General features: G+C 70.7%; 24 protein-coding genes. 11 read left to right on the forward strand and 13 right to left on the reverse strand.

The genetic code is table 11. The features are described 5' to 3' along the window. Positions 1 to 14: 14 nt before the first annotated feature. The 3 genes from OG738_RS16050 to OG738_RS16060 are packed head-to-tail and all read left to right on the forward strand — an operon-like array spanning position 15 to position 2,613. Positions 15 to 920: an aldose 1-epimerase family protein gene (locus OG738_RS16050; protein WP_329054778.1), complete on the forward strand. Its 906-nt coding sequence runs from the start codon at positions 15 to 17 to the stop codon at positions 918 to 920. Next, the gene (locus tag OG738_RS16055; RefSeq protein ID WP_329054781.1) at positions 887 to 1,375 is read left to right on the forward strand and encodes a GNAT family N-acetyltransferase; all 489 of its coding nucleotides are present in this window, start codon (positions 887 to 889) and stop codon (positions 1,373 to 1,375) included. The genes OG738_RS16050 and OG738_RS16055 overlap by 34 nt, the downstream gene beginning before the upstream one ends. A 20-nt stretch (positions 1,376 to 1,395) precedes the next feature. Then, a complete protein-coding gene (locus OG738_RS16060) occupies positions 1,396 to 2,613 on the forward strand; it encodes an amidohydrolase (protein WP_329054783.1) in 1,218 nt (405 codons plus the stop codon). 51 nt (positions 2,614 to 2,664) lie between these two features. Here the strand turns inward: OG738_RS16060 and OG738_RS16065 are convergent, their stop codons facing one another. Further along, a complete protein-coding gene (locus OG738_RS16065; RefSeq protein ID WP_329054785.1) occupies positions 2,665 to 3,354 on the reverse strand; it encodes a Rieske (2Fe-2S) protein in 690 nt (229 codons plus the stop codon). After that, complete coding sequence (locus OG738_RS16070; protein WP_329054787.1) at positions 3,351 to 3,875, reverse strand: RNA polymerase sigma factor; 525 nt, start codon at positions 3,873 to 3,875, stop codon at positions 3,351 to 3,353. The genes OG738_RS16065 and OG738_RS16070 overlap by 4 nt, the downstream gene beginning before the upstream one ends. A gap of 178 nt (positions 3,876 to 4,053) precedes the next feature. Between OG738_RS16070 and OG738_RS16075 the strand changes: the two genes are divergently transcribed. Next, entirely contained in the window at positions 4,054 to 5,472 is a 1,419-nt protein-coding gene (locus OG738_RS16075; protein ID WP_329054789.1) for a hypothetical protein, read from the forward strand. A 101-nt stretch (positions 5,473 to 5,573) separates the two neighbouring features. On the opposite strand, the gene OG738_RS16080 is transcribed toward OG738_RS16075, so the two are convergent. Beyond that, positions 5,574 to 6,710: an acyl-CoA dehydrogenase family protein gene (locus OG738_RS16080; RefSeq protein ID WP_329054791.1), complete on the reverse strand. Its 1,137-nt coding sequence runs from the start codon at positions 6,708 to 6,710 to the stop codon at positions 5,574 to 5,576. Positions 6,711 to 6,873: 163 nt separating this feature from the next. On the opposite strand from OG738_RS16080, the gene OG738_RS16085 reads away from it, so the two are divergent. The 4 genes from OG738_RS16085 (at position 6,874) to OG738_RS16100 (ending at position 11,483) form a co-directional block, all read left to right on the forward strand. After that, positions 6,874 to 7,455, forward strand: a complete 582-nt coding sequence (locus OG738_RS16085) for a TetR/AcrR family transcriptional regulator (protein WP_329054792.1) — start codon at positions 6,874 to 6,876, stop codon at positions 7,453 to 7,455. A gap of 41 nt (positions 7,456 to 7,496) precedes the next feature. Further along, positions 7,497 to 8,438 carry a carbohydrate kinase family protein gene (locus OG738_RS16090; RefSeq protein WP_329054795.1) on the forward strand — a complete coding sequence of 314 codons (942 nt, stop codon included), beginning with the start codon at positions 7,497 to 7,499 and terminating at the stop codon, positions 8,436 to 8,438. 198 nt (positions 8,439 to 8,636) lie between these two features. Then, complete coding sequence (locus OG738_RS16095) at positions 8,637 to 9,953, forward strand: citrate synthase (protein ID WP_329054798.1); 1,317 nt, start codon at positions 8,637 to 8,639, stop codon at positions 9,951 to 9,953. A 63-nt stretch (positions 9,954 to 10,016) separates the two neighbouring features. Beyond that, entirely contained in the window at positions 10,017 to 11,483 is a 1,467-nt protein-coding gene (locus OG738_RS16100; protein ID WP_329054800.1) for a cryptochrome/photolyase family protein, read from the forward strand. On the opposite strand, the gene OG738_RS16105 is transcribed toward OG738_RS16100, so the two are convergent. Genes OG738_RS16105 through OG738_RS16120 form a run of 4 tightly spaced genes read right to left on the reverse strand, consistent with a single transcriptional unit; the run spans position 11,364 to position 14,269 of the window. Further along, entirely contained in the window at positions 11,364 to 12,554 is a 1,191-nt protein-coding gene (locus OG738_RS16105) for an ABC transporter permease (protein WP_329054803.1), read from the reverse strand. The two genes, OG738_RS16100 and OG738_RS16105, sit on opposite strands and share 120 nt — an antisense overlap. Then, positions 12,551 to 13,462, reverse strand: coding sequence for an ABC transporter ATP-binding protein (locus tag OG738_RS16110; RefSeq protein WP_329054805.1), 912 nt, complete (start codon positions 13,460 to 13,462; stop codon positions 12,551 to 12,553). Before OG738_RS16110 ends, OG738_RS16105 begins: the two co-directional genes overlap by 4 nt. Beyond that, positions 13,455 to 14,003: a hypothetical protein gene (locus OG738_RS16115; protein WP_329054807.1), complete on the reverse strand. Its 549-nt coding sequence runs from the start codon at positions 14,001 to 14,003 to the stop codon at positions 13,455 to 13,457. Before OG738_RS16115 ends, OG738_RS16110 begins: the two co-directional genes overlap by 8 nt. Further along, positions 14,000 to 14,269, reverse strand: coding sequence for a helix-turn-helix transcriptional regulator (locus tag OG738_RS16120; protein ID WP_284742952.1), 270 nt, complete (start codon positions 14,267 to 14,269; stop codon positions 14,000 to 14,002). The genes OG738_RS16115 and OG738_RS16120 overlap by 4 nt, the downstream gene beginning before the upstream one ends. A gap of 131 nt (positions 14,270 to 14,400) precedes the next feature. Between OG738_RS16120 and OG738_RS16125 the strand changes: the two genes are divergently transcribed. Together OG738_RS16125 and OG738_RS16130 are read left to right on the forward strand one after the other, a co-directional pair. Continuing rightward, positions 14,401 to 15,402 (forward strand): RNA polymerase subunit sigma-70, encoded by a 1,002-nt coding sequence (locus OG738_RS16125; protein WP_329054810.1) that lies wholly within the window; start codon positions 14,401 to 14,403, stop codon positions 15,400 to 15,402. After that, positions 15,383 to 15,814: a nitroreductase/quinone reductase family protein gene (locus tag OG738_RS16130; RefSeq protein ID WP_329054811.1), complete on the forward strand. Its 432-nt coding sequence runs from the start codon at positions 15,383 to 15,385 to the stop codon at positions 15,812 to 15,814. Before OG738_RS16125 ends, OG738_RS16130 begins: the two co-directional genes overlap by 20 nt. A gap of 4 nt (positions 15,815 to 15,818) precedes the next feature. On the opposite strand, the gene OG738_RS16135 is transcribed toward OG738_RS16130, so the two are convergent. Both OG738_RS16135 and OG738_RS16140 read right to left on the reverse strand, forming a co-directional pair. Next, positions 15,819 to 17,360, reverse strand: a complete 1,542-nt coding sequence (locus OG738_RS16135; protein ID WP_329054812.1) for a glycerol-3-phosphate dehydrogenase/oxidase — start codon at positions 17,358 to 17,360, stop codon at positions 15,819 to 15,821. Beyond that, a complete protein-coding gene (locus OG738_RS16140) occupies positions 17,357 to 17,920 on the reverse strand; it encodes a TetR/AcrR family transcriptional regulator (RefSeq protein WP_329056719.1) in 564 nt (187 codons plus the stop codon). Before OG738_RS16140 ends, OG738_RS16135 begins: the two co-directional genes overlap by 4 nt. 97 nt (positions 17,921 to 18,017) lie before the next feature. On the opposite strand from OG738_RS16140, the gene OG738_RS16145 reads away from it, so the two are divergent. Next, the gene (locus OG738_RS16145) at positions 18,018 to 19,637 is read left to right on the forward strand and encodes an FAD-binding oxidoreductase (protein WP_329054813.1); all 1,620 of its coding nucleotides are present in this window, start codon (positions 18,018 to 18,020) and stop codon (positions 19,635 to 19,637) included. On the opposite strand, the gene OG738_RS16150 is transcribed toward OG738_RS16145, so the two are convergent. From OG738_RS16150 to OG738_RS16165, 4 genes are all read right to left on the reverse strand, one after another. After that, the gene (locus OG738_RS16150; RefSeq protein WP_329054814.1) at positions 19,615 to 20,169 is read right to left on the reverse strand and encodes a gamma-glutamylcyclotransferase family protein; all 555 of its coding nucleotides are present in this window, start codon (positions 20,167 to 20,169) and stop codon (positions 19,615 to 19,617) included. The two genes, OG738_RS16145 and OG738_RS16150, sit on opposite strands and share 23 nt — an antisense overlap. Before the next feature lie 65 nt (positions 20,170 to 20,234). Next, positions 20,235 to 21,332 (reverse strand): S-(hydroxymethyl)mycothiol dehydrogenase, encoded by a 1,098-nt coding sequence (locus tag OG738_RS16155; protein WP_329054815.1) that lies wholly within the window; start codon positions 21,330 to 21,332, stop codon positions 20,235 to 20,237. A gap of 157 nt (positions 21,333 to 21,489) precedes the next feature. Further along, positions 21,490 to 22,752, reverse strand: a complete 1,263-nt coding sequence (locus tag OG738_RS16160; RefSeq protein WP_329054817.1) for a peptidase C39 family protein — start codon at positions 22,750 to 22,752, stop codon at positions 21,490 to 21,492. A 71-nt stretch (positions 22,753 to 22,823) separates the two neighbouring features. After that, a complete protein-coding gene (locus OG738_RS16165) occupies positions 22,824 to 23,225 on the reverse strand; it encodes a PaaI family thioesterase (protein ID WP_329054819.1) in 402 nt (133 codons plus the stop codon). Positions 23,226 to 23,286 lie beyond the last annotated feature (61 nt).

The raw sequence follows: 23,286 nt of genomic DNA on the forward strand, positions 1-23,286 counted from the left end.
GGTAAGGTCGTCGCATGGGCAACCCCACCGGTCAGCAGTTCGAGATCACCCGCGGCAACGCGCGCGCCGTCGTCACCGAGATCGGCGCGGGGCTGCGCGCGTTCGAGGTCGGCGGAGTGCCGTACGTCGAGGAATTCCCCGAAGACGCGAAGCCGCCGAAGGGCGCTGGGCAGGTGCTGCTGCCCTGGCCGAACCGGACCAAGGGCGGCCAGTGGACGTTCCAGGGTGAGAAGCAGCAGCTCGAGATCACCGAGGAGGCGCGCGGCAACGCCATCCACGGCCTGACCCGCCACCTCGAGTGGGAGCTGCTGGAGCACGCCGAGTCGTCGATCACGCTGGCTGTCGACGTCGAGGTGCAGCCGGGCTGGCCGGTGCCGCTGCGGGCGACCGTGACGTACGAGCTGGCGCCGCGCGAACTGACCGTCACCCACGAGATCCGCAACGAGGGCGAGCAGCCGATCGGCGTCGGCGTCGGCACGCACCCGTACTTCCGGATCGGCGACGTCCCGACCGACGAGCTGACCCTCACGCTGCCGGCGAGCCGCGTCCGGCCGTCCCGCCCCGACGAGCAGATGCCCTACGCCGAGGAGCAGGACGTCGAAGGCACGGACTACGACTTTCGCGGCGGGCGGCTCCTGGCCGGCGTCGACCTGGACACCGCGTTCGGCGGGCTCGCCGCGGCCGAAGACGGCCGGCACCACATCGTCCTGTCCCACGAGGAGCAGCAACTCGTCGTCTGGACCGGCCCGGACTTCCGCTGGGCGCAGGTGTTCACGCCGGACGACCTGGTCGGCCGCGGCCGGGCCGTCGCGATCGAGCCGATGACGTGCCCCGCCGACGCGCTCAACACCGGCACCGACCTGATCGAGCTGGAGCCGGCGGCGTCGTGGTCGGGCAGCTGGGGCATCCGGGTCCGGTGAAGCGGCTGGGCGTCGCCGACGCGGGCGAAGTGCTGACGCTGCAACGCGCGGCGTACGTCACCGAGGCCCGCGCGCACGACGACTGGGACCTGCCGCCGCTGCTGGAAACCCTCGAGGAGACGCGGGCGGCGCTCGCGGGTCTGTCGTGGGGGATCCGCGAGTCGGGGCGGCTGGTCGCGTCGGTGCGGCTGACGGTGACCGGCGAGGTCGGCGTGATCGGCCGGCTGGTCGTCGCGCCCGACCGGCAGGGGTTCGGCCTCGGCGGCGGCCTGCTGCGGGCGGCGGAGGCCGCGGCGCCGTCGCAGGTGACGGTGTTTCGGCTGTTCACGGGGTCGAAGAGCGTCGGCCCGCTGCACCTGTACGCCAAGCACGGCTACCGCGAGACCCATCGGACACCGGAGAACAACCACGAGCTGGTGCACTTCGAGAAGGCCCGCGTGCGGGCGCTCAGGTGAGTTCGTTAGCGTGGCGAACTATGGCGAAGGCAATTGTCGGGGGCCATGTCGTCCCCATCGACGGTGATCCCATCGAAGGCGGCACGGTCCTGATCGACGACGGGAAGATCGTCGCGGTCGGCACCGAGGCCGACGTCGACATCCCGGAGGACGCCGAACTGGTCGACGCGGCCGGCACCTGGGTGCTGCCCGGCTTCATCGACGCCCACGCCCACCTCGGCGTCCACGAGGACGGCGAAGGCTGGGCCGGCAACGACACGAACGAGATGACCGACCCGAACGGCGCCCGCTTCCGCGCCATCGACGGCATCGACCCGTACGAGCCCGGCTTCGACGACGCGCTGGCCGGCGGCGTCACGAGCGTCGTGATCAAGCCCGGGTCGGGCAACCCGATCGGCGGCCAGACGATCGGTGTCAAGACGTGGGGCCGCAGCATCCTCGACATGGTCTTCGCGGAGCACGTCAGCGTGAAGAGCGCGCTCGGCGAGAACCCGAAGCGCGTGTACGGCGACAAGAAGCAGACGCCGTCGACCCGCCTGGGTGTCGCGGCGATCCTGCGCGAGGCGTTCACCAAGGCGCGCAACTACCAGGCGAAGCGCGCGCACGCGGAGTCCGAGGGCAAGCCGCACGAGGTCGACCTGACGCTGGAGACGCTGTCGAAGGTCCTCGACGGCGAGCTGTACTGGGACCAGCACGTCCACCGCGCGGACGACATCGTGACGGCGCTGCGGCTGGCCGACGAGTTCGGCTACAAGCTGGTGATCAACCACGGCACCGAGGGCCACCTGATCGCGGACCTGCTCGCTGCGCGCGACGTGCCGGTGATCCTGGGCCCGCTGTTCACCACGAAGTCCAAGGTGGAGCTGCGCAACCGCACGCTGCGTTCGGCGGGCATCCTGGCCCGCGCGGGCGTGCGGATCGCGATCACCACGGACCACCCGGTGATCCCGATCAACTTCCTGGTCTACCAGGCGGCCTTGGCGGTGAAGGACGGCCTCGACCCGGTGACGGCGCTGCGGTCGCTGACGGTGAACCCGGCGTCGATGCTGGGTCTGGACGGGCAGATCGGCTCGTTGAAGCCGGGCCTGGACGCGGACGTCGTGCTGTGGTCGGGTGATCCACTCGATGTGATGAACCGGGCGCTGCGCGTGTTCATCCGGGGCGACGAGGTGTATCACTTCGACGAGTCTCTGGGCGAAGGCGTGTCGAAGGACCGCCGGTACCGCGAGACCCGCTGAGTTTCGGACGGCACGCCGGTTACCGGGCGGTTCCGGCGTGCCGTCCGATTGTCACGCCCGCTTGAAGGGCGTGTAGATCTGGACGTCGCCGTCCTGGTCGCGGGCTTCGTACACCGGCAGCGGCGGGATCTCCACCGGGAGGTCGTAGCGCACTACCTCGCCGGTCAGCGCGAAGGTCGCGCCGTGGCACGGGCAGACCAGCTGCCGTTCGGGGTCCGCCAGGCGCAGGCGGCAGCCCAGGTGGGTGCACGTCGAGGACACGGCCTGCAGGCCCTCCGGAGTCCGCTGGACGAAGCCGGTCACGGTGTCCAGCTCGAACTCGCGCAGGCCGCCGTCCGGGACGTCCTTGCTCGCCGCCACCGTCCGCCACTCGCCGCCCGGTTCCTGCTGCTGCGGGGTGGTCGTGGCCGGGCCGCGGACCAGGCGGTCGATTCCGACGCCCGCCGCGAGGGAGGCGGCGGCGATCCCGGCCGTCCGGACCACGCGGCGCCGGCCCAGTGGCGTGGCGGACGGGGGCGTGGCGGACGGGGGCGTGGCGGACGGCGGCGTGCGCCCGGCCGCCAGTTCGCGGCCGAGGCGGGCGACGAAGTCCTCGTCCGGCAGCGCGTCGGCCGCGCCGAGCCGGGCCGCCTGCAACTCGATGGCCGCGCGCATCTGGGCGACCTGCTCGTCGTCCGGCCGGAACGGTTCGGGCGTGCGCTGCCCGAGGAGGCTGTCGGCGAAGCGGTCCACGTCGTTCATGCCTGCTCCTCGATCCGTGCCGCTGCTTGGGCGGCGAGCCGCAGGGCCCGGTGCTGGATCACCTTGACGTTGGCCAGGCTGACTCCCAGCTCTTCGGCGGCGTCTTGCAGCGAGTAGGACTCCAGGAATCGTAGTTGCAGGACCTTCCGCGCGCGCTCGGGCAATTCGGCGAGTATCGCGGCGACCCGCCGGTCCGTCGCCAGAATCGCCGAACCGTTCGTCGTCCGGTGGCTGCTGTCGGGTATTTCCGTCGTTTCGTCGAGACCGATCGTGGTGATCTCGCGCCCGAACAAGCGCCGCCAGTGCGCGGCGAGCACGGTGCGCGCGGTCGCCAGCAGGTAGGCGCGGACCTCCGCCGCGTTCGCGCTCGCGCGCAACGGTTTCAACACGGCGAGGAAGACTTCGCCGGTGAGATCCTCGGCGTCCGCGGGGTTTCCCACCTTTTTCAGCATCAGCCGGTAAACCCAGACGACATTCTCTCGGTAAACGGTTTCCCAGTCCGGTTCGGACTTCCCCTCCATCGGGACTCCACATCGCTGGTTCCGATGTTCCGACGATACCCGGCGAACCCGCCGGCCGCGAGGACGCGGGTGATGTAACCCGGGTGCATACCTTTCGGCGAGGGGCCACCTTGATTTCTCCTCCGCGCCCCTGCCGGCGAGCGCGGGGACTGCCCGTTTCATGCGAGGAGCAATCATGATGAGCAAGCGCAAGGCCGCGACCGCGGTGGCCGCGGCATTGACGCTGGGGGCGACCGCCGCGTTGTCCGGCGGAGCCGAAGCCGTTACGCAGCAGGGAGGCGGTTTTACCGACCGGGGCGACATCCGCTTTCTGCCGCAGCCACTGAAAGATCGCCTGGCGTTGCTGGCCGGCCGGCCGTCGACCTTTCCGCCGATGACCGCGTTTTCCGAAGCGCCGACACCGAGTCGGTTATTCCAGTACTACCTGCTGGACACCAAGAATTTCCAACCGAATGTGTTCACGACGACCATTCCGGGGATCAACGACGGGGTCGCGCCGACGGCCACCGGGCCGAACCACGACCTGCCCACGCTGGGCGGGCTGCGGGTGGTCGTCGAGCCCAAGCCCGGGCTGCCGACCGATCCGAACGACCCCGGTTCGTTCGTCGACATGTTCACCGACATCTCGGGGCTGTTCGTCATCAACAACGAGTCTGGCTGGTACGAGGGCTGGCTGATCCACGACGTGACGGTGCCGGACGTCGCCGCGCCGCGCACCGACGGGCACGCCGCCTTCGGCACGATCACCGCCGCGGACGCCGCGGCGCTGGCGAAGACGGGGGACCACCACAACAAACCGGGTGCGGTCTTCACCACCGACGGCAAGGCGCCACGCGAACCGTCCGCGAACGACCACTGGCCGGACAAGGTGTCCAACCTCGTGCCGATCCAGCTGTCGCTGGGCGCCTACAACGCCGCGCAGCAGAGCGACCTCCACTCGTACTGGGAGCTCAACCAGTACACGAACTGGGTGCCGCCCGCGTACGAGCTGCCGTTCACCGGTGGGATGCCCGGCACGTTCGAGAAGGGCAAGATCGGCGCGCTGTCGTCGATCGTGCCCGGCTCGGGTCCCGCGGGCGTGAAGAACAAGCCGCAGGTCGACGGCGACAACCCGAACATCCCGCGTGACCCGGACCGGCTGCTCAACACGAGCCCGGAAGACCCGGACCGCCCGATGCCGAACAACGACGACCACAAGGAGAAACGGCTCCGGTTCGTCCCGAGCGGCCTGGGCAACGAAGTGATGCTGGACGTCTACCTGCGGACCGCGTCCTTCGAGCCGTACGAGCACAACCTGAGCCAGCGGATCTTCGACGCCTACGCGGCCGAGGTCGCGCGGGTCGACGGCAACCGCGACGGCATCGTCGACGCCGTCGAGGCGGACCTCGAGGGCACGTCCGACGGCGGCCAGTCCAACGACCGGCTGTTCCTGCCCGCGACCGCGTACAACCGCGTCGCGGTGACCCGGGAGATCAACGACGGCCTGCTTTCGCCCCGTTTCGCGCCCAGCCAGCGCGCGTGGGTGCTGAGCGGCGACATCGCCCGGGTGAGCCCGGCCGTGCCGGCGTCGATACCGCAGGACGGCGACAACCGCTAGCCCGACCGGACCGAGGGGGCACGGGTGCGGCCGGCTCACCGCCGGCCGCACCCGTGCGGGACAGGAAGGGAGGTGGACGATGCGCGTCTGGGAAACGAGTTTCAGGCCTTCTTCAGCTCACGGGCGATGACGAGCCGCTGGATCTGGTTCGTGCCCTCGAAGATCTGCGGCACCTTCGCCTCGCGCATGTAGCGCTCCACCGGGAAGTCACGCGTGTACCCGGCCCCGCCGAGGACCTGGACCGCGTCCGTGGTCACCTTCATCGCGCCGTCGGTCGCGACCAGCTTCGCGATCGACGCCTGCCGCTGGAACGGCAGCCCGCGGTCACGCCGTCGGGCTGCCTCCAGGTAGCAAGCCCGGGAAGACTCGACGATCGCCGCCATGTCGGCCAGGAGGAACTCGATGCCCTGGAAGTCGATGATCGGGCGCCCGAACTGCGAGCGTCCCTTCGCGTACGCCACCGCCTCGTCCAAAGCCGCCTGTGCGAGGCCCACCGCGCACGCCGCGATCCCCAGCCGCCCGGAATTCAGCGACGACAGCGCGATCCGCATGCCCGCTCCCGCGGGGCCCACCAGCCGCGAAGCCGGGACGCGGGCGCCGTCGAAGATCAGCTGGGCCGTCGGGGAGCCCGTCAGGCCCATCTTGCGTTCGCGCGGTGCCGCGGAGAGGCCGTCGGTCGGAGAGGGGACCAGCAGGCACGAGATCTCGTCCGCGCCTGTGCGGACCATCGTCGTGTAGAAGTCCGCCACGCCCGCGTGCGTGATCCACGCCTTCGTGCCGTCGACGACGTAGTCCGAACCGTCGAGACGCGCACGTGTCGACAAAGCGGCCGCGTCCGAGCCCGCCTGCGTCTCCGAGAGCGCGTACGCCCCCAAGAGCGAGCCTTCCAGCATGTCCGGCAGCCACTCGTCGCGTTGTTCGTCGGTGCCGTACTCCGAAAGCGCGTAGCAGGACATCGTGTGCACCGACAGGCCGACGCCGACCGTCATCCACGCCGTCGCGATCTCCTCCAGGACCTGCAGGTACACCTCGTACGGCACCTCGCCGCCGCCCCAGCGCTCGGCGTACGGCAGGCCCAGCAGGCCGGACTTGCCCAGCAGGCGGAACTGCTCGCGCGGGAACTGCTCGGCCTCCTCCGCCGCCGCCGCACGCGGGGCCAGCTCGTCGCGGGCGATCTCGCGAGCCAGCGCGACCAGAGCTTCGGCGTCCGAATCCGGCAGCAGGCGTTCGGCGGGCATCGTCGTCCTCCAAACACATGTCTTGCGGGGGTTCCGGGTGGCGGAGCCCCCGGCCCGGGACGGAGTCCCGGATATGACAGTACTGAAAACAGTACTGTGGGCTCTTCGAGAGTACAGTATCGAGCGACTGGGGTGTCCGGAAGACGTAGGAGATAGTGAGCCGATGCGCCCCGAACCACGCCGACGGCCGACCGCCCGCCAGCGCGCCTTGCTGGTCGACCTCGAGGCGCTCTTCCTCGCCGAAGGCTTCGCGGACTTCACCCTCGACGACCTCGCCGGCCGCCTTCGCTGCTCGAAGTCGACGCTCTACGCGCTCGCGCCCAGCAAGGAGCAGCTCGCCGTCAAGGTCGTCACCCACTTCTTTCGCGGGGCCGGCGAGCGGATCGAGGAGCGCGTCGCCGGGATCGACGACGCCCGCAAGCTCATCGGGGAGTACCTGGCCGGCGTCTCCGAGCACCTGAACCGGGCGTCGCCCGCGTTCATGCGAGACCTCGCCGAGTTCGGGCCGGCCCGCGAGGCCTACCAGGTCAACAGCAGGTTCGCCGCCCAGCGGCTCCGGCAGTTCATCGACCGGGGTGTCGCCGAGGGCGTCTTCCGCGACGTCCACGCCCGGCTCGTCGCCGAGATGACCAGCCTGATCATCGAGGGCATCCAGACCGGCGTGCTCGGCCAGCGGACCGACGTCTCCGACGCCGAAGCGTTCACCGCTCTGGGTGAACTCCTGCTCGGTGGCCTGAACAAATAGCGGACAGGATTTGTCAGCCGGAACTCGATTAAACTCCCGGCGTGATCGTCGTAGGCGGAGAAGCTCTGGTCGACCTGGTTCCCGGCGACCCTCTGGATTCCACTGTGGACGGTGGGCTGCGCGCGCTGCTCCCGCGGCTCGGCGGCGGTCCGTACAACGTCGCGCTGGCGGCCGGGCGCCTCGGCGTGCCGGCGGCGTTCCTCTCGCGCGTGTCCACCGACCGCTTCGGCGACGCGATGGTCGAGCGCCTGCACGCTTCCGACGTCGACACGTCGTTGCTGCAGCGCGGCGACGAACCGACGACGCTCGCCGTCGTCGCGCTCGACGCGAAGGGCGCCGCGCGCTACACGTTCTACGTCGAGGGCACCGCGGACCGGCTCGTCGCGGACCCGGGACCGCTGCCGGAGAACGTGACCGCGCTCTCACTGGGCACCCTCGGGATGGTCCTCGAGCCCGGCGCGTCGGCGTACGAAGCCATGCTGCGGCGCGAGGCCGCGCGCGGCGTGCTGACCGTCCTCGACCCGAACATCCGCGAGGCGCTGATCACCGACCCCGCCGCCTACCGCGCCCGGTTCACCTCCTGGCTGCCGGACGTTCGCCTGCTGAAGATCTCCGACGACGACGCCGCGTGGCTCACCGAAGGCGCCGACCCGGTCGCCGCCGCGAAGACGTGGATCGAGTCCGGTGTGGACGCCGTGGTGCTCACCCGGGGCGCCGACGGCGTCGCGGTGATCACCGCCGCAGGTGAGCTGGCCCACGTGCCGTCGCGGAAGGTCGCCGTGGTGGACACGATCGGTGCCGGCGACACCGTCCAGGGCGCGCTGCTGGCCTGGCTGCACACCCGCGAGGTCGCCGACCTGGCCTCCCTCGACGCCGGCGCGTGGCGCGAGGCGCTGGCGTTCGCGGCGAAAGCGGCGTCGATCACCGTTTCGCGGAGCGGGGCCGAGCCGCCGACGTCCGCCGAGATGGCGTCCGCCGTGTGAACCTGGTCCCAAAGGGGCACCCAGGAGCAACGCCACCGCTGCGCGAACACACGTTTCTCGACTAACGTTGTGGGGCATTCTTCATACCCCAGCGGGGCGGTGTGCAGCGAGGCGCCAGTGTTTCCTCGCGTGAACACGTGGCTACCTGTGGAACCCGCAGGCGCCGCCGACCCGTGCCGAAACGTGAGAGGGACTTGCATGTCCGACGCGACGACTGCGGGGCAGTCCGGCGGCGAAACCGCGAAGCTGACCCTGCCGAGTGGCGAGCACGAGTTCAAGATCGTCCACCCGGTCGAGGGCGCGCCCGGGATCGAACTGGGGAAGCTGCTGGCGCAGACGGGGTACATCACCTACGACCCCGGGTTCGTCAACACCGGCGCCGCGTCGTCCGCCATCGCCTACATCGACGGTGACGCCGGGATCCTCCGCTACCGGGGTTACCCGATCGAGCAGCTGGCCGAGAAGTCGACCTTCGTCGAGGTCTCCTACCTGCTGATCTACGGCGAGCTGCCGACCGAGGCCCAGCTGGCCGACTTCACCGAGAAGATCCAGCGCCACACGCTGCTGCACGAGGACCTCAAGGCGTTCTTCAGCGGCTTCCCGCGGGACGCGCACCCGATGCCGGTCCTGTCCAGCGCGGTGTCGGCGCTGTCGACCTTCTACCAGGACTCGCTCGACCCGTTCGACGAGCCGAACGTCGAGCTCTCGACCATCCGCCTGCTCGCCAAGGTCCCGACCCTGGCCGCGTACGCGTACAAGAAGTCCGTCGGCCAGCCGCTGCTGTACCCGGACAACTCGCTCGGCCTGGTCGAGAACTTCCTGCGAATGACCTTCGGTTTCCCGGCCGAGCCGTACGACGTCGACCCGGACGTCGTGAAGGCGCTCGACCTGCTGTTCATCCTGCACGCCGACCACGAGCAGAACTGCTCGACCTCGACCGTGCGCCTGGTCGGCTCGTCCGAGGCGAACCTGTTCGCGTCGATCTCGGCCGGCATCAACGCGCTGTTCGGCCCGCTGCACGGCGGCGCGAACGCCGCGGTGCTCGACATGCTCGAGGGCATCAAGAACGACGGCGGCGACGTCGCCAAGTTCGTCGAGCGGGTGAAGAACAAGGAAAAGGGCGTGAAGCTGATGGGCTTCGGGCACCGGGTCTACAAGAACTACGACCCGCGCGCGAAGATCATCAAGAACACCGCCGACGAGATCCTCGGCAAGCTGAAGGGCGGCGACCAGCTGCTCGACATCGCCAAGAAGCTCGAAGAGACCGCGCTTTCCGACGACTACTTCGTTTCGCGCAAGCTGTACCCGAACGTGGACTTCTACACCGGCCTGATCTACCGGGCGCTGGGCTTCCCGACGAAGTTCTTCACGGTGCTGTTCGCGCTGGGCCGGTTGCCGGGCTGGATCGCGCACTGGCGCGAGATGATCAACGACCCGGCCACCAAGATCGGCCGTCCGCGGCAGATCTACACCGGCCACGCTTCGCGGGACTACACCCCGATGTCGGAGCGCTAACGGCTCACCCTGGTCGGCGCCCCGTCGTGCATCCGCACGGCGGGGCGCTTATCGTTGGGCGGCGTGACCAAGGAAGCACCCGTCGTCCTGTGGTTTCGTCGCGACCTGCGGCTCGGCGACCACGCTGCGCTGCTCGAGGCGTCGAAGCACAGCAAGCACGTGCTCGCGCTGTACGTCCTCGACGAGGTGCTGCTGAAGCCGGGCGGTGCCGTCCGCGAAGCCTTCCTGTACGGGTGCCTCGAGAAGCTGGACGAGCAGCTCGGCGGACGGCTGATGCTGGTGCGCGGCGAACCGGCGGTCGAAGTCGTTCGCGCCGCCCGGAAGATCGGCGCGGCCGCCGTGCACGTCAGCGCCGACGCCGGCCCGTACGGCCGCCGCCGCGATGCCGAGGTCGCGAAAGCGTTGGCGGAGAACAACATCAACTGGGTCGAGACTGGTTCGCCGTACGCCGTGACGCCCGGGCGCGTCACCAAGCCGGGCGGCGATCCCTACCGCGTCTTCACGCCGTTCCACCGGGCGTGGACCGCGCATGGCCGCCCGTCACCCGCGGACACTGGACCGTCCCTTGTGGACTGGTTGGAACCGCCGACGTCGCTGAAGATCCCCAAGCCCCCCAAGGTTTCCGCGACGCTGCCCGAGCCGGGCGAGCGGGCCGCGCTGGACGTCTGGCACGCGTTCCTCGGCGAGGGCATCGAAACCTACGATTCCGATCGCGACCGCCCGGACCGCGAAGGCACGACGAGGCTTTCGCCGTACCTGCGCTGGGGCTGCGTCCACCCGCGGACGCTGCTGGCCGACCTCGCGGGCGACGACCGCGCCGGCGCGAAGTCGTTGCGCAGCGAGATCTGCTGGCGCGAGTTCCACGCCGACGTCCTGTGGCACCGCCCGGAAACCGCGCGGGAGAACTACGACAAGCGGTTCGACGCCATGAAGCACGACGACGACCCCGAGGCCTTCGAGCGGTGGTGTGAGGGCCGCACCGGCTACCCGATCGTCGACGCGGGGATGCGGCAGCTGCTGGCCGAGGGCTGGATGCACAACCGCGTGCGGATGGTCGTCGCGAGCTTCCTGGTGAAGGACCTGCACCTCCCGTGGTGGCGCGGCGCACGGCACTTCATGAAGCACCTCGTCGACGGCGACCTGGCGTCGAACCAGCTGAACTGGCAGTGGGTCGCGGGCTGCGGCACGGACGCGGCACCGTACTTCCGCATCTTCAACCCCACGACCCAGGGCGAGAAGTTCGACCCGAACGGCGACTACGTCCGCAAGTACGTCCCGGAGCTGCGCGGCGTCGAGGGGAAGGCGGTGCACCAGCCGAAGGAGCGCCCCGAGGGGTACCCGGAGCCGATGGTCGACCACGCCCACGAGCGCCAGGTTTCCTTGGCGCGGTACGGCAAGATCACGACGGCGTCAGCCGCGCAGGGCTTCCGACAGCTTGATGCGGCTGCCGATCCGCAGCACGCTGTTGCCGTAGATCCGGCCGCCCAGCCAGGTGAACAGGGCGACCAGCGCGACCGTCAGCCCGAGTGACAGCGCGATCTCCCAGCCCGCCGCCGCGCCGGTCGAGATGCGGGCCGGCATCAGGATCGGGGAGAGCAGCGGGATCAGCGAAAGCACCTTCACGCCCGTGCCCGACGGGGCCTGCAGCAGCAGGTTGATCCCGGCGATGAACCCGACGATCAGGATGATGTTGAGCGGCGTGACGACCGCCTGCGTGTCCTCCTGGCGCGACACCAGCGAGCCCAGCGCGCCGTAGATCGTGGCGTACAGCAGGAAGCCGAGCAGGTACCAGAGCAGGCCCCACAGCAACGTGCCCGTCGCGAAGCCGGACAGCGTGAACACGCCGGTCGCCGACGCCGCGGCCAGGCCGGCCGCGGCCAGGATCACCAGCTGGGTCAGCCCGACCAGGCCGAGCCCGATCACCTTGCCCAGCAACAGCTGCCACGGCCGCACGCTGGCGAGCAGGATCTCCACGACCCGGCTCGACTTCTCCTCGACGACGCCCTGGGCGACCATCATCCCGTAGGTGATGATGCTGATGTAGAGCAGGAACGCGACGATCAGGCCGACGACCAGCCGCTGCGTCTGGTCCGCGGGTTCCGGCGAGATCGGGTCGTCCCGCACGTGGGTGCCGTCGACCTGGGCCATCACCGCGGCCGGATCGAGCTGCGCGGACGAGAGGACGCCGTCGAGCACCTGCTGCTGCGCGACCTGGTCGAGCACCTTGCGCAGCTGGTCGTCCAAAGAGGACTTGTAGGTGGCGGTCAGCTTCGCCGCGCTGCCGGAGACGAGCGCGTCGAGATCGCCGTCCTCGACCTCCTTGCGGCCCTCGGCCGGGTCGGTGACGGTGACTGTCGAGATCTGCCGCCCGGACTGCGCGGCTTCGACCTGCAGCTGCCGCGCGATCCCGGTCGCCTGCCCGGTGAGCCCGACGGTGCTCTTGTCCGCCGACCCCGCCAGCGACGTCTGGAAGGCGACGTACCCCAGCAGCAGCACCAGCATCACGACGGTGCCGATGACGAACGACCGCGTGCGCAGCCGCGTGTTCAGCTCGCGCTTCAGCACGAGCCAGACGGCCCGCCGGCCGCTCAGCTTCTTCATCGTTCCCCCTTCACGGACACCGCGTCGCGGAACAGCTCGGTCAGCGACCGGCGACGGCGGCTGAACTCGGTGACCGGCCCGGTCGCCAGCGCGGCGGCGAGCACGGCCTGGTCGTCGGCACTCGGTGCGAGGTCCAGCACGGTGGTGGCGCCGTGGTCTTCCAGGACGCGCACGCCGGGCAGGCCCGCGGCCCAGCCTTCGGGCGCGGCCGGTGCGGTGACGACGAGCTTGCTGTTCGCGCCGGCGGTCAGCTCGCCGACGCTGCCGACGGCGACCATCCGGCCGCCGCGGATGATCCCGACCCGGTCGCACAGCCGCTCGACGAGGTCCAGCTGGTGGCTGGAGAACACGACCGGTACGCCGGCCGCGGCCTTCTCGCGCAGCACGCCGCTCATGACGTCGACGGCCAGCGGGTCCAGGCCGGAGAACGGCTCGTCGAGCACCAGCACGGCCGGGTCGTGCACGAGCGCGGCGGCCAGCTGGACGCGCTGCTGGTTGCCAAGGCTCAGCTTCTGCACCTCGTCCTTGCGGCGGTCCGCCAGCCCGAGCCTGCCGATCCAGATCTCGGCGTTGCGATGGGCTTCGTTCGCGCTGAGCCCGTGCAGCTCGGCGAGGTAGACCAGCTGGTCCAGCACCTTCATCTTCGGGTAGAGCCCGCGTTCCTCCGGCATGTAGCCGATGTGGGTGCGGGTCTCGTGCGTGACGGGCCTGCCGTCGAACCGGACCTCCCCGCCGTCGGCGGCCAGCACGCCCAGCGCGATCCGCATGGTGGTCGTCTTGCCGGCGCCGTTGCTGCCGACGAAGCCGAACAGCTCCCCGGCGCGGACGTCGAACGTCACGCCGTCGAGCGCGACCTTCGCGCCGTAGCGCTTGGAGATCCCGTCGATCTCCAGCGTCCCCTCAGTCATTCGCCATCTCCTCGTCGAAGTCCTCGGGGTCGTCGTCCGGCAGTGACCAGCCCAGCATGATCGACGGGATGGTGGTACCCGTGACCAGCAGCGCGGACAGCATCATCGCGCCGCGGACGCCGCCGTCTTCGGTGCGGGCGACCAGGAGGCAGTACATCATCGCGGCGATCATCAGGTAGCTCAGGATCTGGAACCCGAGGTAGGTGACGCGGTGGCGCCACTCGCGCTCGCGTTCGTCCAGCAGCCGCGAAAACCCGCCGCTCATCCGGCCGGTGAGGATCCGCAGCAGCACGAACACGCCGCCGCCGAGCAGGACGCTGCTCAGCCAGAAGCTGTCGAAGAGCCAGTCGCTTCCCTTGGTGAAGAACGACGCGCCGGCGATCAGCCCGAGATCGGCGAGTGCCAGTGCGGCGGCGAGGGCCCGGCGGTGCCGGCGGGTGCGCCAGCCGGCCAGCCGCCGGGAGTGCCGCAGTTCGCGCTCGTCCATCTTGTCCAGCTGCCGTTCCCAGTAGGCCGCGAGGCGGCCCGTCCTGTCGGTCATGCTCCCCCCTCGCGGTAGACCTGGGTGGACAGTGGCGTGAACGGCGCGCGGCTGAACACCGCTTCGACCGGCAGGTCGAACACCGCGCAGATCCGGAAGGCCAGGTCCAGGCTCGGATAGTGGTCGCCGCGCTCGAGAGCGCCGATGGTCTGCGGGTTGACCTCGACGGCGTTCGCGAGCGCGGCCCTGCTCAGCCCGCGCTCGGCCCGGAGCACGGGGAGCCGGTTGTAGATCGGCAGCTCTTTGCCGCGTCTGACCGGACTCATGGAACATACTGTTGCAAAAACCCAACGACCGGTCAAGTCAAGAGAACATCAAGCCCGGATTCACGACCAGACCGATTCCTTACCGGGGTGTACGGGGTCTGTACTACCGAAGTGTCGCCGATGAGGAGGTGGTGATGTCGGAGCGGTCGGAGGAGTTCGCGCGGCGGACCGAGCCGTTGCGGCGCGAGCTGCTGGCGCACTGCTACCGCATGGTCGGCTCGGTGGACGAGGCCGCGGACCTGGTGCAGGAGACGTATTTGCGGGCCTGGCGGTCCTACGGCGATTTCGAAGGCCGGTCCTCGCTGCGCACGTGGCTGCACCGCATCGCCACCAACGCCTGCCTGTCCGCACTGGACCGGCGCGACCGGCGGGTGCTGCCCTCCGGCCTGGGCGGTCCGGCCGCCGATCCCGATGCGCCACCAGCACTGGCGGCGCCCGGCGTGGCCTGGCTGGGGCCGGTCCCGGACGCCTTGGTGACCCCCGAGAACGGCGACCCCGCCACGCTTTTCGCGGCGCGGGACAGCGTGCGGCTGGCGCTCGTCGCCGCCCTGCAGTACCTGCCGCCCCGGCAGCGAGCCGTCCTCCTGCTCCGGGAGGTGCTGGGGTTCGGCGCCGGCGACGTCGCGGCCATGCTCGGCGTCTCGACCGCCGCGGTGAAGAGCGCACTGCAACGAGCCCGCGCCCGGCTCGAGGAGGTCGCGCCCTCGCCCGAGACCGTCGTCGAGCCGACCGAACCGCACGTCCGGGACCTGCTGCGCCAGTACATCGCCGGTTTCGAAAACGCCGACCTGGCCGCACTGGAGAAGGCGCTGCGCGCCGACGCCGCCATCGAGCTGGTGGGCACGCGGACCTGGTTCTCCGGCAAGGTGACGTGCCTGCGCTACCTGGCGCACGTGCTCGGCGCTCCCGGCGACTGGCTGATGACCCCGGTCCACGCCAACGGCCACCCGGCCGCGGCCACCTACCACCGCACCGCCGACGGACCCCACCAGGCCCTCGGGATCGCCGTTCTCGGCGCCACGCCCACCGGGATCGCTCGCGTCACCGTCTTCCCCGGCGGTCCCGGGCTGGTGGCGAGGTTCGGCCTTCCCGCCACGAAAACGAAGGAGAGCCATGCCCACCGTGCCGGCTGACGAAGAGTTCCGGACCTACAACCAAGGCGTCATCAGCGAGTTCCGCGCCCACCACGGCACGGTCAGCACGCCGCCGTTCCCGATCCTGCTGCTGACCACGACCGGGGCACGCACCGGACGGCGGACGACCGTGCCGCTCGGCTTCGGCGTCGACGACCAGGGCCGCGTCTTCGTGGTCGGCTCCAAGGCGGGCGCCCCACGGCATCCGGCCTGGTTCCACAACCTGCGTGCCAACCCGGCCGTGACGGTCGAACTCGGCGACCGCTCGTACCAGGCCCGGGCCGTCGTGACGACGGGTGAAGAACGCGATCGTCTCTACCGCCGGGTTTCCGACGGTGCCGCCGCCTACGAGCAGAACACCGACCGGGTGTTCCCGGTGATCGTCCTCGAGGGCGTTCCGGCTCCGGCCTGACGGCTCAGGCGAGACCGGCGAGCGACTTGCCGACCAGCTCCGCGACCCGCGGCGTCGCGGCCTCCGCGTCCGCCGGGATCAAGGCCAGCCGCGTCCGGCGCTCGAGGACGTCCGAGACGTCCAGCGCCCCCTCGTTGCGGACCGCCCACACGACCTCGGCCGCCGTGATGTCCGAACCCGGGGCCACCGGGGCCGCGAACTCCGCGTCCAGCTCACCCAGCGCGGCCACGCGCGGAGCCTCGGTGCCGTAGCGGGCCACCAGCCGGGCCGGAGCGTCCACAAGAGACAGATTCGACCGCGAAGCCGCCCCGAGCAACGGCAGTCGCGCGGTTCGGCACGGTGCTGCGGTCAGGCCGGCCAGCCGTACCGCCGCGTCGACGGCGTCCTCCGCCATCCGGCGGTACGTGGTCAGCTTCCCGCCGACCACGGTCAGCAGGCCGTCCGAACCCGCCAGCACCGCGTGCTTGCGCGACAGGTCCGCCGAACGCCCGCCGGCACCCTCGATCAACGGGCGCAGGCCGGCGAACGACCCGGCGACGTCGGAGCGCGTCAACGGACGGGCCAGCACCGACGAAGCCAGCGACAGGAGGAAGTCCACATCGGACTCGGGAACCACTGGCACGTCGGGGATCGAGCCCGCGATGGGCTCGTCCGTGAGTCCCAAGTAGACGCGGCCGTCCGGCTGGGGGAGCAGGAACACGAACCGGTTGGTCTCGCCCGGCACCCCGACGTTCACCGACGTCGTGCCCATCGGCACCGTCCCCGGCGCCAGCACCAGGTGCGAACCCAGCGACGGCCGCAGCCGCACCGAGCCGGTCAGCGTTCCGGCCCAGACGCCCGTCGCGTTGATCACCTGCCGCGCGTGGATGTCCAATGAGCCGCCCGAAACGCCGTCGCGGACGCGTACCCGGTCCGCGGACAGCGACGAAGCCGACAGGCGCGTCAAGACGCGGGCGCCGAACGACGCGGCCGTGCGCGCCAGGGAAACCACCAGGCGCGCGTCGTCGACCAAGGCGCCGTCGTAAGCCAGCAGGGCGCCGCGCAGGCCGATCGGCGAAAGGCCGGGGGCCAGGGCCAGGGCTTCCGCGACCGGGATCGACCGCGGCCGCGGGAGGACGGACGACGGTGTCCGCGCCGCCCGGCGGAGGGCGTCACCGGCCCGCAAGCCCGCCGCCACGAGGGCCTGCTGCGCGCGGGATGTGCTGGGGTACAACGGGAACAGCTGCGGCATCGCCCGCGTGAGGTGCGGAGCCGTGCGCGTCATGAGGATGCCGCGCTCGACGGCGCTCTCGTGGGCCAGGCCGAGTTCGCCGTGCGCCAGGTACCGCAGGCCGCCGTGCACGAGTTTCGACGACCAGCGGGACGTCCCGAACGCCAGGTCGTGTGCCTCGACGAGCGCCACCGACAGCCCGCGCGACGCCGCGTCCAGTGCGATGCCCGTGCCGGTCACGCCGCCGCCGACCACGACCACGTCGACGCGCTCGCCCCCCGCCAGCTCCGCCAGTTCGCGTTCGCGGCGCCGCGCGTTGAGCGAGCCGGACGTCATGGTTTCAGCGCCGCGTCGAGCACGTGCGTGAACTCCGTCAGCAGCGCCGCTTCGCCGACGTCCGCGGTCGCCGGTCGCAGCGAAAACGCGAACGACTGGACCACCAGCAGGATCGACCGGGACTGCGCCGCGACCGGCGCGCGCCGGATCGACCCGTCCTGGTGGCCGGCCTCCAGCAGGTGGTGCAACGCCTGTTCGGCGAACTTCTGCGTCGCGCCCAGCCGCTCCACGATGTACGGGAGCACCAGCTCGGGGTCGACGTCGAGCAGCGTGCGGAACAGCGGGTCGGTCGAGAGCGCGCGGACACCGGCCGACGCGATGAGCACGAGCCGCTCGCGGCTGTTCGCGGCGTCGGCGCCGCGTTCGCTCGCCGTGCGCAGCAGCCCGCTGAATTCGCGGGTCATCAACGCGGCGAGCACGCTGCGGACGTCGGGAAAGCGGCGGTAGACCGTCATCCGGCTGACGCGCGCGGTGCGGGCGATTTCGGCGAGTGTGGTGCGGCGCACACCGACGGCCAGCACGCACGAGCGCGCGGCGTCGAGCAGCACGTCATCGGCCACTCGCGTCGCCGTCTGCCGGTTGCGGGTGTCCGCGAGCGCGGAGGGTCCCGCGGTCGGCGTGGTGTGACGTTTCACGTCCATGTGTCACACTGTATCGGTGAACGCGCTCATTGACCACCGCCTTCGACGGTCCTGGACCTCGGGAGCCGCCGACGCCGCCCGGTTGCCCGCGCGGGCGGCCAAGTGGCTTGAACAGCGTATAGGCCAGACGGTTCCCGGTGCTGCCCCGGCGGCCGATTTGCCGGTGGAAATACCGTCGCCGAAGCTGGGTGAATCTGCTGTCACCGCGCTGTCGGACGTCGTCGGCGCGGAAAACGTGCTGGTCGACGACGCGGCGCGGCTGGCGCGCGCGACCGGGCTGTCCTACCTCGACCTGCTGCGCCGCCGTTCGCCCATCGCGGACTTCCCGGTGCCCGACGCGGTGGTGCTGCCGGCCGGCCCGGACGAGGTCCAAGCGGTGCTCGACGTGTGCGCCCGGCACGACATCGGCGTGGTGCCGTTCGGCGGCGGCACGTCGGTCGTCGGCGGCGTCGCGGCGCTGCGCGGCGAGAAGGCGTCGGTGATCGCGCTCGACCTCGTCCGGCTCGACGCGCTGGTGTCGGTCGACGCCGAGTCGCGTCTCGCCGTCCTGCAGGCCGGCGTCCGCGGTCCCGAGGCCGAGCGCCTCCTCGGCGAGCACGGCCTGACGCTGGGGCACATCCCGCAGTCGTTCGAGCGCGCCACGATCGGCGGCTTCGCGGCGACGCGCTCGGCTGGGCAGGCGTCATCGGGCTACGGGCGCTTCGAGGACATGGTCGCCGGCGTGCGGCTGGCCACCCCGCGCGGCGAGTGGAAGCTCGGCGTCGCGCCGGCGTCGGCGGCCGGGCCGGACCTGCGGCAGCTCGCGGTCGGCAGCGAGGGCACGCTCGGCGTGATCACCGAGGTTTCGCTGCGGGTGCGGCCGGCGCCGCCGGTCAAGCGCTATGAGGGGTACGCGCTGCCGAGCTGGGAAGCGGGTCGGGAGGCCGTGCGCGACCTCGCGCAGAACCACGCGCTCGCCGACATCACCCGGCTGTCCGACGGGGACGAAACCGAGGTTTCCCTGGCGCTGAATGCCGGTCTCAAGACGACGGCGTTGCGCCGCTACCTCGCCGCGCGCGGCGTGCGGCGGCCGTGCTTCCTCATCGTCGGCTGGGAAGGCACCGCGCACGACGTCGCGCTGCGCCGCCGTGAGACGACGCGCCGGCTGAAGGCGTCGGGTGCCGTGCGCGTCGGCAAGGCGCTCGGCGAGTCCTGGCGGCACGGCCGGTTCGCCGGCCCCCGGCAGCGGGATGCCTTGCTGGACCAGGGAGTCTGCGTCGAGACGCTGGAAACCGCGGCCTATTGGTCCACTGTGGACGAACTGCGGGACGACGTCCGGGCGGCGCTCACGGCGTCACTGGGCCGGGCGATCGTCATGTGCCACATCTCGCACGCGTACGAGACGGGCGCGTCGCTGTACTTCACCGTGCTGACGGCGCGCGACCAGGCCGACCCGATCGGCCAGTGGCAGCGCGCGAAGGCGGCCGCGTGCGAGGCGATCACCGGGCTGGGCACGATTTCGCACCACCACGCCGTCGGCGTCGACCACGCGCCCTACTTGGCGGCGGAGATCGGTTCGCTGGGCGTGGAAGTGCTGCGCGCGGCCAAGTCCGCGGTCGACCCGACCGGGATCCTCAATCCGGGAAAGCTGGTGTGACGACTTCGCACGGGACGCCGTGGCCGTCCGCGGCGACACCGTCGAGCTTCGCCGCGGCGGCCTGCGGGACGTCGGCCGTGCGCACCGGCTCGCCGTCCACGAGCAGCGGGTAGCGAATCGGCGCGGCGCCGACGTACGTGTGGACTTCGGTCAGGCGGGTGCCGTCTTCGAGCGTGACGTCCGGTTCGGTCAGCCGCGCCAGGTGGTAGCGCGTGCCGCGGCCCTCGCAGCGGTCGAGTACGGCGAGCTGGTCCGGCGTCACGAACCAGATGGCGTGCTCCTCGACGCCGTCGAGCGCGGTGAGCGTGGCCGGGCGCTGGTCGTCGACCACGCGGAACCCGGCCGCCCACACCGCCGCGAGCCCGGCGCAGCGCGCGTGCGCCACCACGACCGGGCCCTCGAGCCCGAGCCGCCCGCGCAGCCAGGTGATCTTCGACGGGTTCGCGTTCGAGCCGTAGGCCAGCACGGCCATCCGGTCGCGCCAGCCGTCGGGGGCGATGTCGAGCGGGTGCCCGACGCCGTCGACGTGCACGAACGAATGACCCGGCCGGGCCCCTGGATAGGGCTCGGCCGGGTACTCGTCGTCGGTGAAAAGCGTCAGAAGGTCACCACACTGCGCAGGACGTCACCGTGGTGCATGCGCTCGAAGGCCTGCTCGACGCCGTCGATGCCGATGCGCTCGGTGACGAACTTGTCGAGCGGCAGCCGGCCCTGCAGGTAGAGGTCGACGAGCATCGGGAAGTCGCGGCTCGGCAGGCAGTCGCCGTACCAGGAGGACTTCAGCGAGCCGCCGCGCGAGAAGAAGTCGATCAGCGGCAGGTCGTTCAGGCGCATCTCCGGCGTCGGGACGCCGACGAGGACGACCGTGCCGGCCAGGTCGCGGCCGTAGAAGGCCTGCCGCCAGGTTTCCGGGCGGCCGACGGCGTCGATCACGACGTCCGGGCCGAAGCTGTTGGTGGCGTCCTGCATGGCTTCGACGACTTCGTCCTCCGTGAGTCCGCGACTGTTGACGGTGTGCGTCGCGCCGAAGTCCTTGGCCCAGTCCAGCTTCCGGTCGTCCATGTCGATCGCGACGATCGTGGTGGCGCCGGCCAGCTTCGCGCCCGCGATGGCCGCGTCACCGACGCCGCCGCAGCCGATGACCGCGACCGAGTCGCCGCGGGTGACGGCGCCGGTGTTGATCGCCGCGCCGAGCCCGGCCATGACACCGCAGCCGAGCAGCCCGGCGACGGCCGGTTCGGCCTCGCGGTTGACCTTCGTGCACTGTCCGCTGTGGACGAGCGTCTTCTCGAGGAAGGCGCCGACGCCGAGCGCGGGCGAGAGCTTGGTGCCGTCTTGGAGCGTCATGGGCTGGGTGGCGTTGAAGGTCGAGAAGCAGTACCACGGCTTGCCCCGCTTGCAGGCCCGGCAGGTGCCGCAGACCGCGCGCCAGTTGAGGATGACGTAGTCGCCGGGCTCGAGATCCGTGACGCCCTCGCCGACCGCCTCGACGACGCCGGCGGCCTCGTGGCCGAGCAGGAACGGGAAGTCGTCGTTGATCCCGCCCTCGCGGTAGTGCAGGTCGGTGTGGCAGACCCCGCAGGCCTGCACGTTCACGACGGCCTCGCCCGGCCCGGGATCGGGCACGAGGACGGTCTCCAGCGAGACGGGCTCGCCCTTCGCCCGCGAAACGACCCCCTGCACCTCGTACGGCATGCGAATCCACCTTCCGGCGTTGCTGGTTCTGCCCGCAGCTAATCACGGATCACGCGGAGATGGCGACATCCGCATGAGTGAGGTTCGGTGATTGATACGCAACGTGTTGCGCTTTACGCAACTGAGTCGAGCCAGGCGCCGGCCCGCCGAACCCCCGTCAGGCCGGGGTGATGATGTACGCGATCCCGCCGGGCCCGTTCGCCACGGTCCCGTCGGCCCGGTAGCGCTTGGTCCGCTGCCAGATCTTCTCGAACTGGTCGCGCTTGTACACGTTGCGCACCCGCGCGTCACTGCTGGACGCCGGGTCGTTCGCGATCACGTCGCCGTCCTTCGTGAAGCCGACGACCACCATGATGTGGCCCGATGTCCCGTAGCCCGCGCCGTCCAGCTCCGAGGACAGGAACGACTGCGACGTGATCACCGGGATGCCGCGGGCGATGTACGTCTCCAGCTCGTTCAGCGAGTGCAGCCGCGTGATGTGGCCGCGCAGGCCACGCGACGCCGCGTACGCCGTGTTGAACGGCCAGTTGCCCGTGCCGTCGTACGCGTGGTCGTACGTGTAGCGCGCCGCGAACGCCACCGATGGGTCGACGTAGTCCGACGGGATCCAGGACATCTCCGCCGCCGACGGCTTCTTGCCCCAGTACTCGGCCACCATCTCGGTCGACGTCGGGCTGCACCAGGCTTCGCCGCCGCCGCCGTACTGCGGGAACTGTCCCTTGTGGAGGTTCTGCGCGTACGCCGGCACCTTCAGCTCGATCCCGGTGGCGCGCCCCGGCTTCGTCGTCCGGACGTCGAAGCGGTCCGGGACCGCCGACGTCATCGCGCCCAGCGACGTCACCGACGGCGTCACGTGCGACCCCGCCTCGCGGTAGAGGCTGATCCGCAGCTTGTACGACTTCAGCGTCACGCCGGTCTTCAGCTCCAGCGTGTCGACGTCGACCGTGGCGTTCGCGTCGTCCTGGCCGTCGACGCTGGTGCGCAGGATGTCGGCGTCGCCGCTGGCCCAGCGGCCCATCACGTACCACGCGGTTTCGGCGTCCGCCGACGTCCGGCCCTGCGCCTCGACCTGCAGCCACGTCTTCGCCGGCGTCTGCGCGTTCCAGGACGACACCAGCTGCGTCGCGCCGAAGCCCTGCCGGTACGACGGGGACGTCCACTGGCCGTACTCGTACGTCCTCGTCGTGCCCAGCTCCGGCTCGGTGTGCTCCACCGTGCCGACCGGCCGCGTGATGCGCAGACCGTCGCGGGTCAGTGCGAGCCCGGCGAAGTCGCCTTCGTGGAAGCGGCCGCCGTTCCACTCGTGGTAGTCGATCGCCTCGTCTTCGCCGGGCCTGACGGGGGTGGCCTCGGCGACTTGCGCGGTTACGGAAGTCAACACGATCACTGACAATAAGGTGAACAACTTGCGTACGCGCATCCCGGCTCCCTGCTCGACCCACCCAGTAGCCAGGGATTTTCGCCGGTTCGGCCGGGTATGTAAACAGGTACCTACAGGACGGCCTGGGTCTGTGTCACTTTCGCGACCAACTTGCCGTCGTCGTCGCGGATCTCCGTCTCCACCACGACGAACTTGCGGCCGGCGTGCAGTGGTCTGGACGACGCAACGGCGTAGCCCGAACGCACGGCGCGCAGGAAGTTCGTCTTCGACTCGACGGTCGTCGTGCCCTGGGCGCCCTCGGGCAGGTTGAGGAACGCGCACACGGCGCCGGTCGAGTCGGCCAGCGCCATGAGCGCGCCCCCGTGCAGCGCGCCGCCGAGCGTGCAAAGGCTCTCGTCCCACTTCAGCCGGCTGCGGACGAGCTCACGTCCGTGCTCCAGCACCTCGACGCCGAGGCGCTCGGAGAACGGCATGGTGCGGTGGAAGAGCTGCGTGCCCTCAGGATCGGTCATGTCCGAAGCCTGCCCGAAGACCGGCCGCGCGGCGATTACCTCCGGGGTAGTCGTGAGTGAG

The organism is Amycolatopsis sp. NBC_01488, assembly GCF_036227105.1.
GTDB lineage: Bacteria > Actinomycetota > Actinomycetes > Mycobacteriales > Pseudonocardiaceae > Amycolatopsis.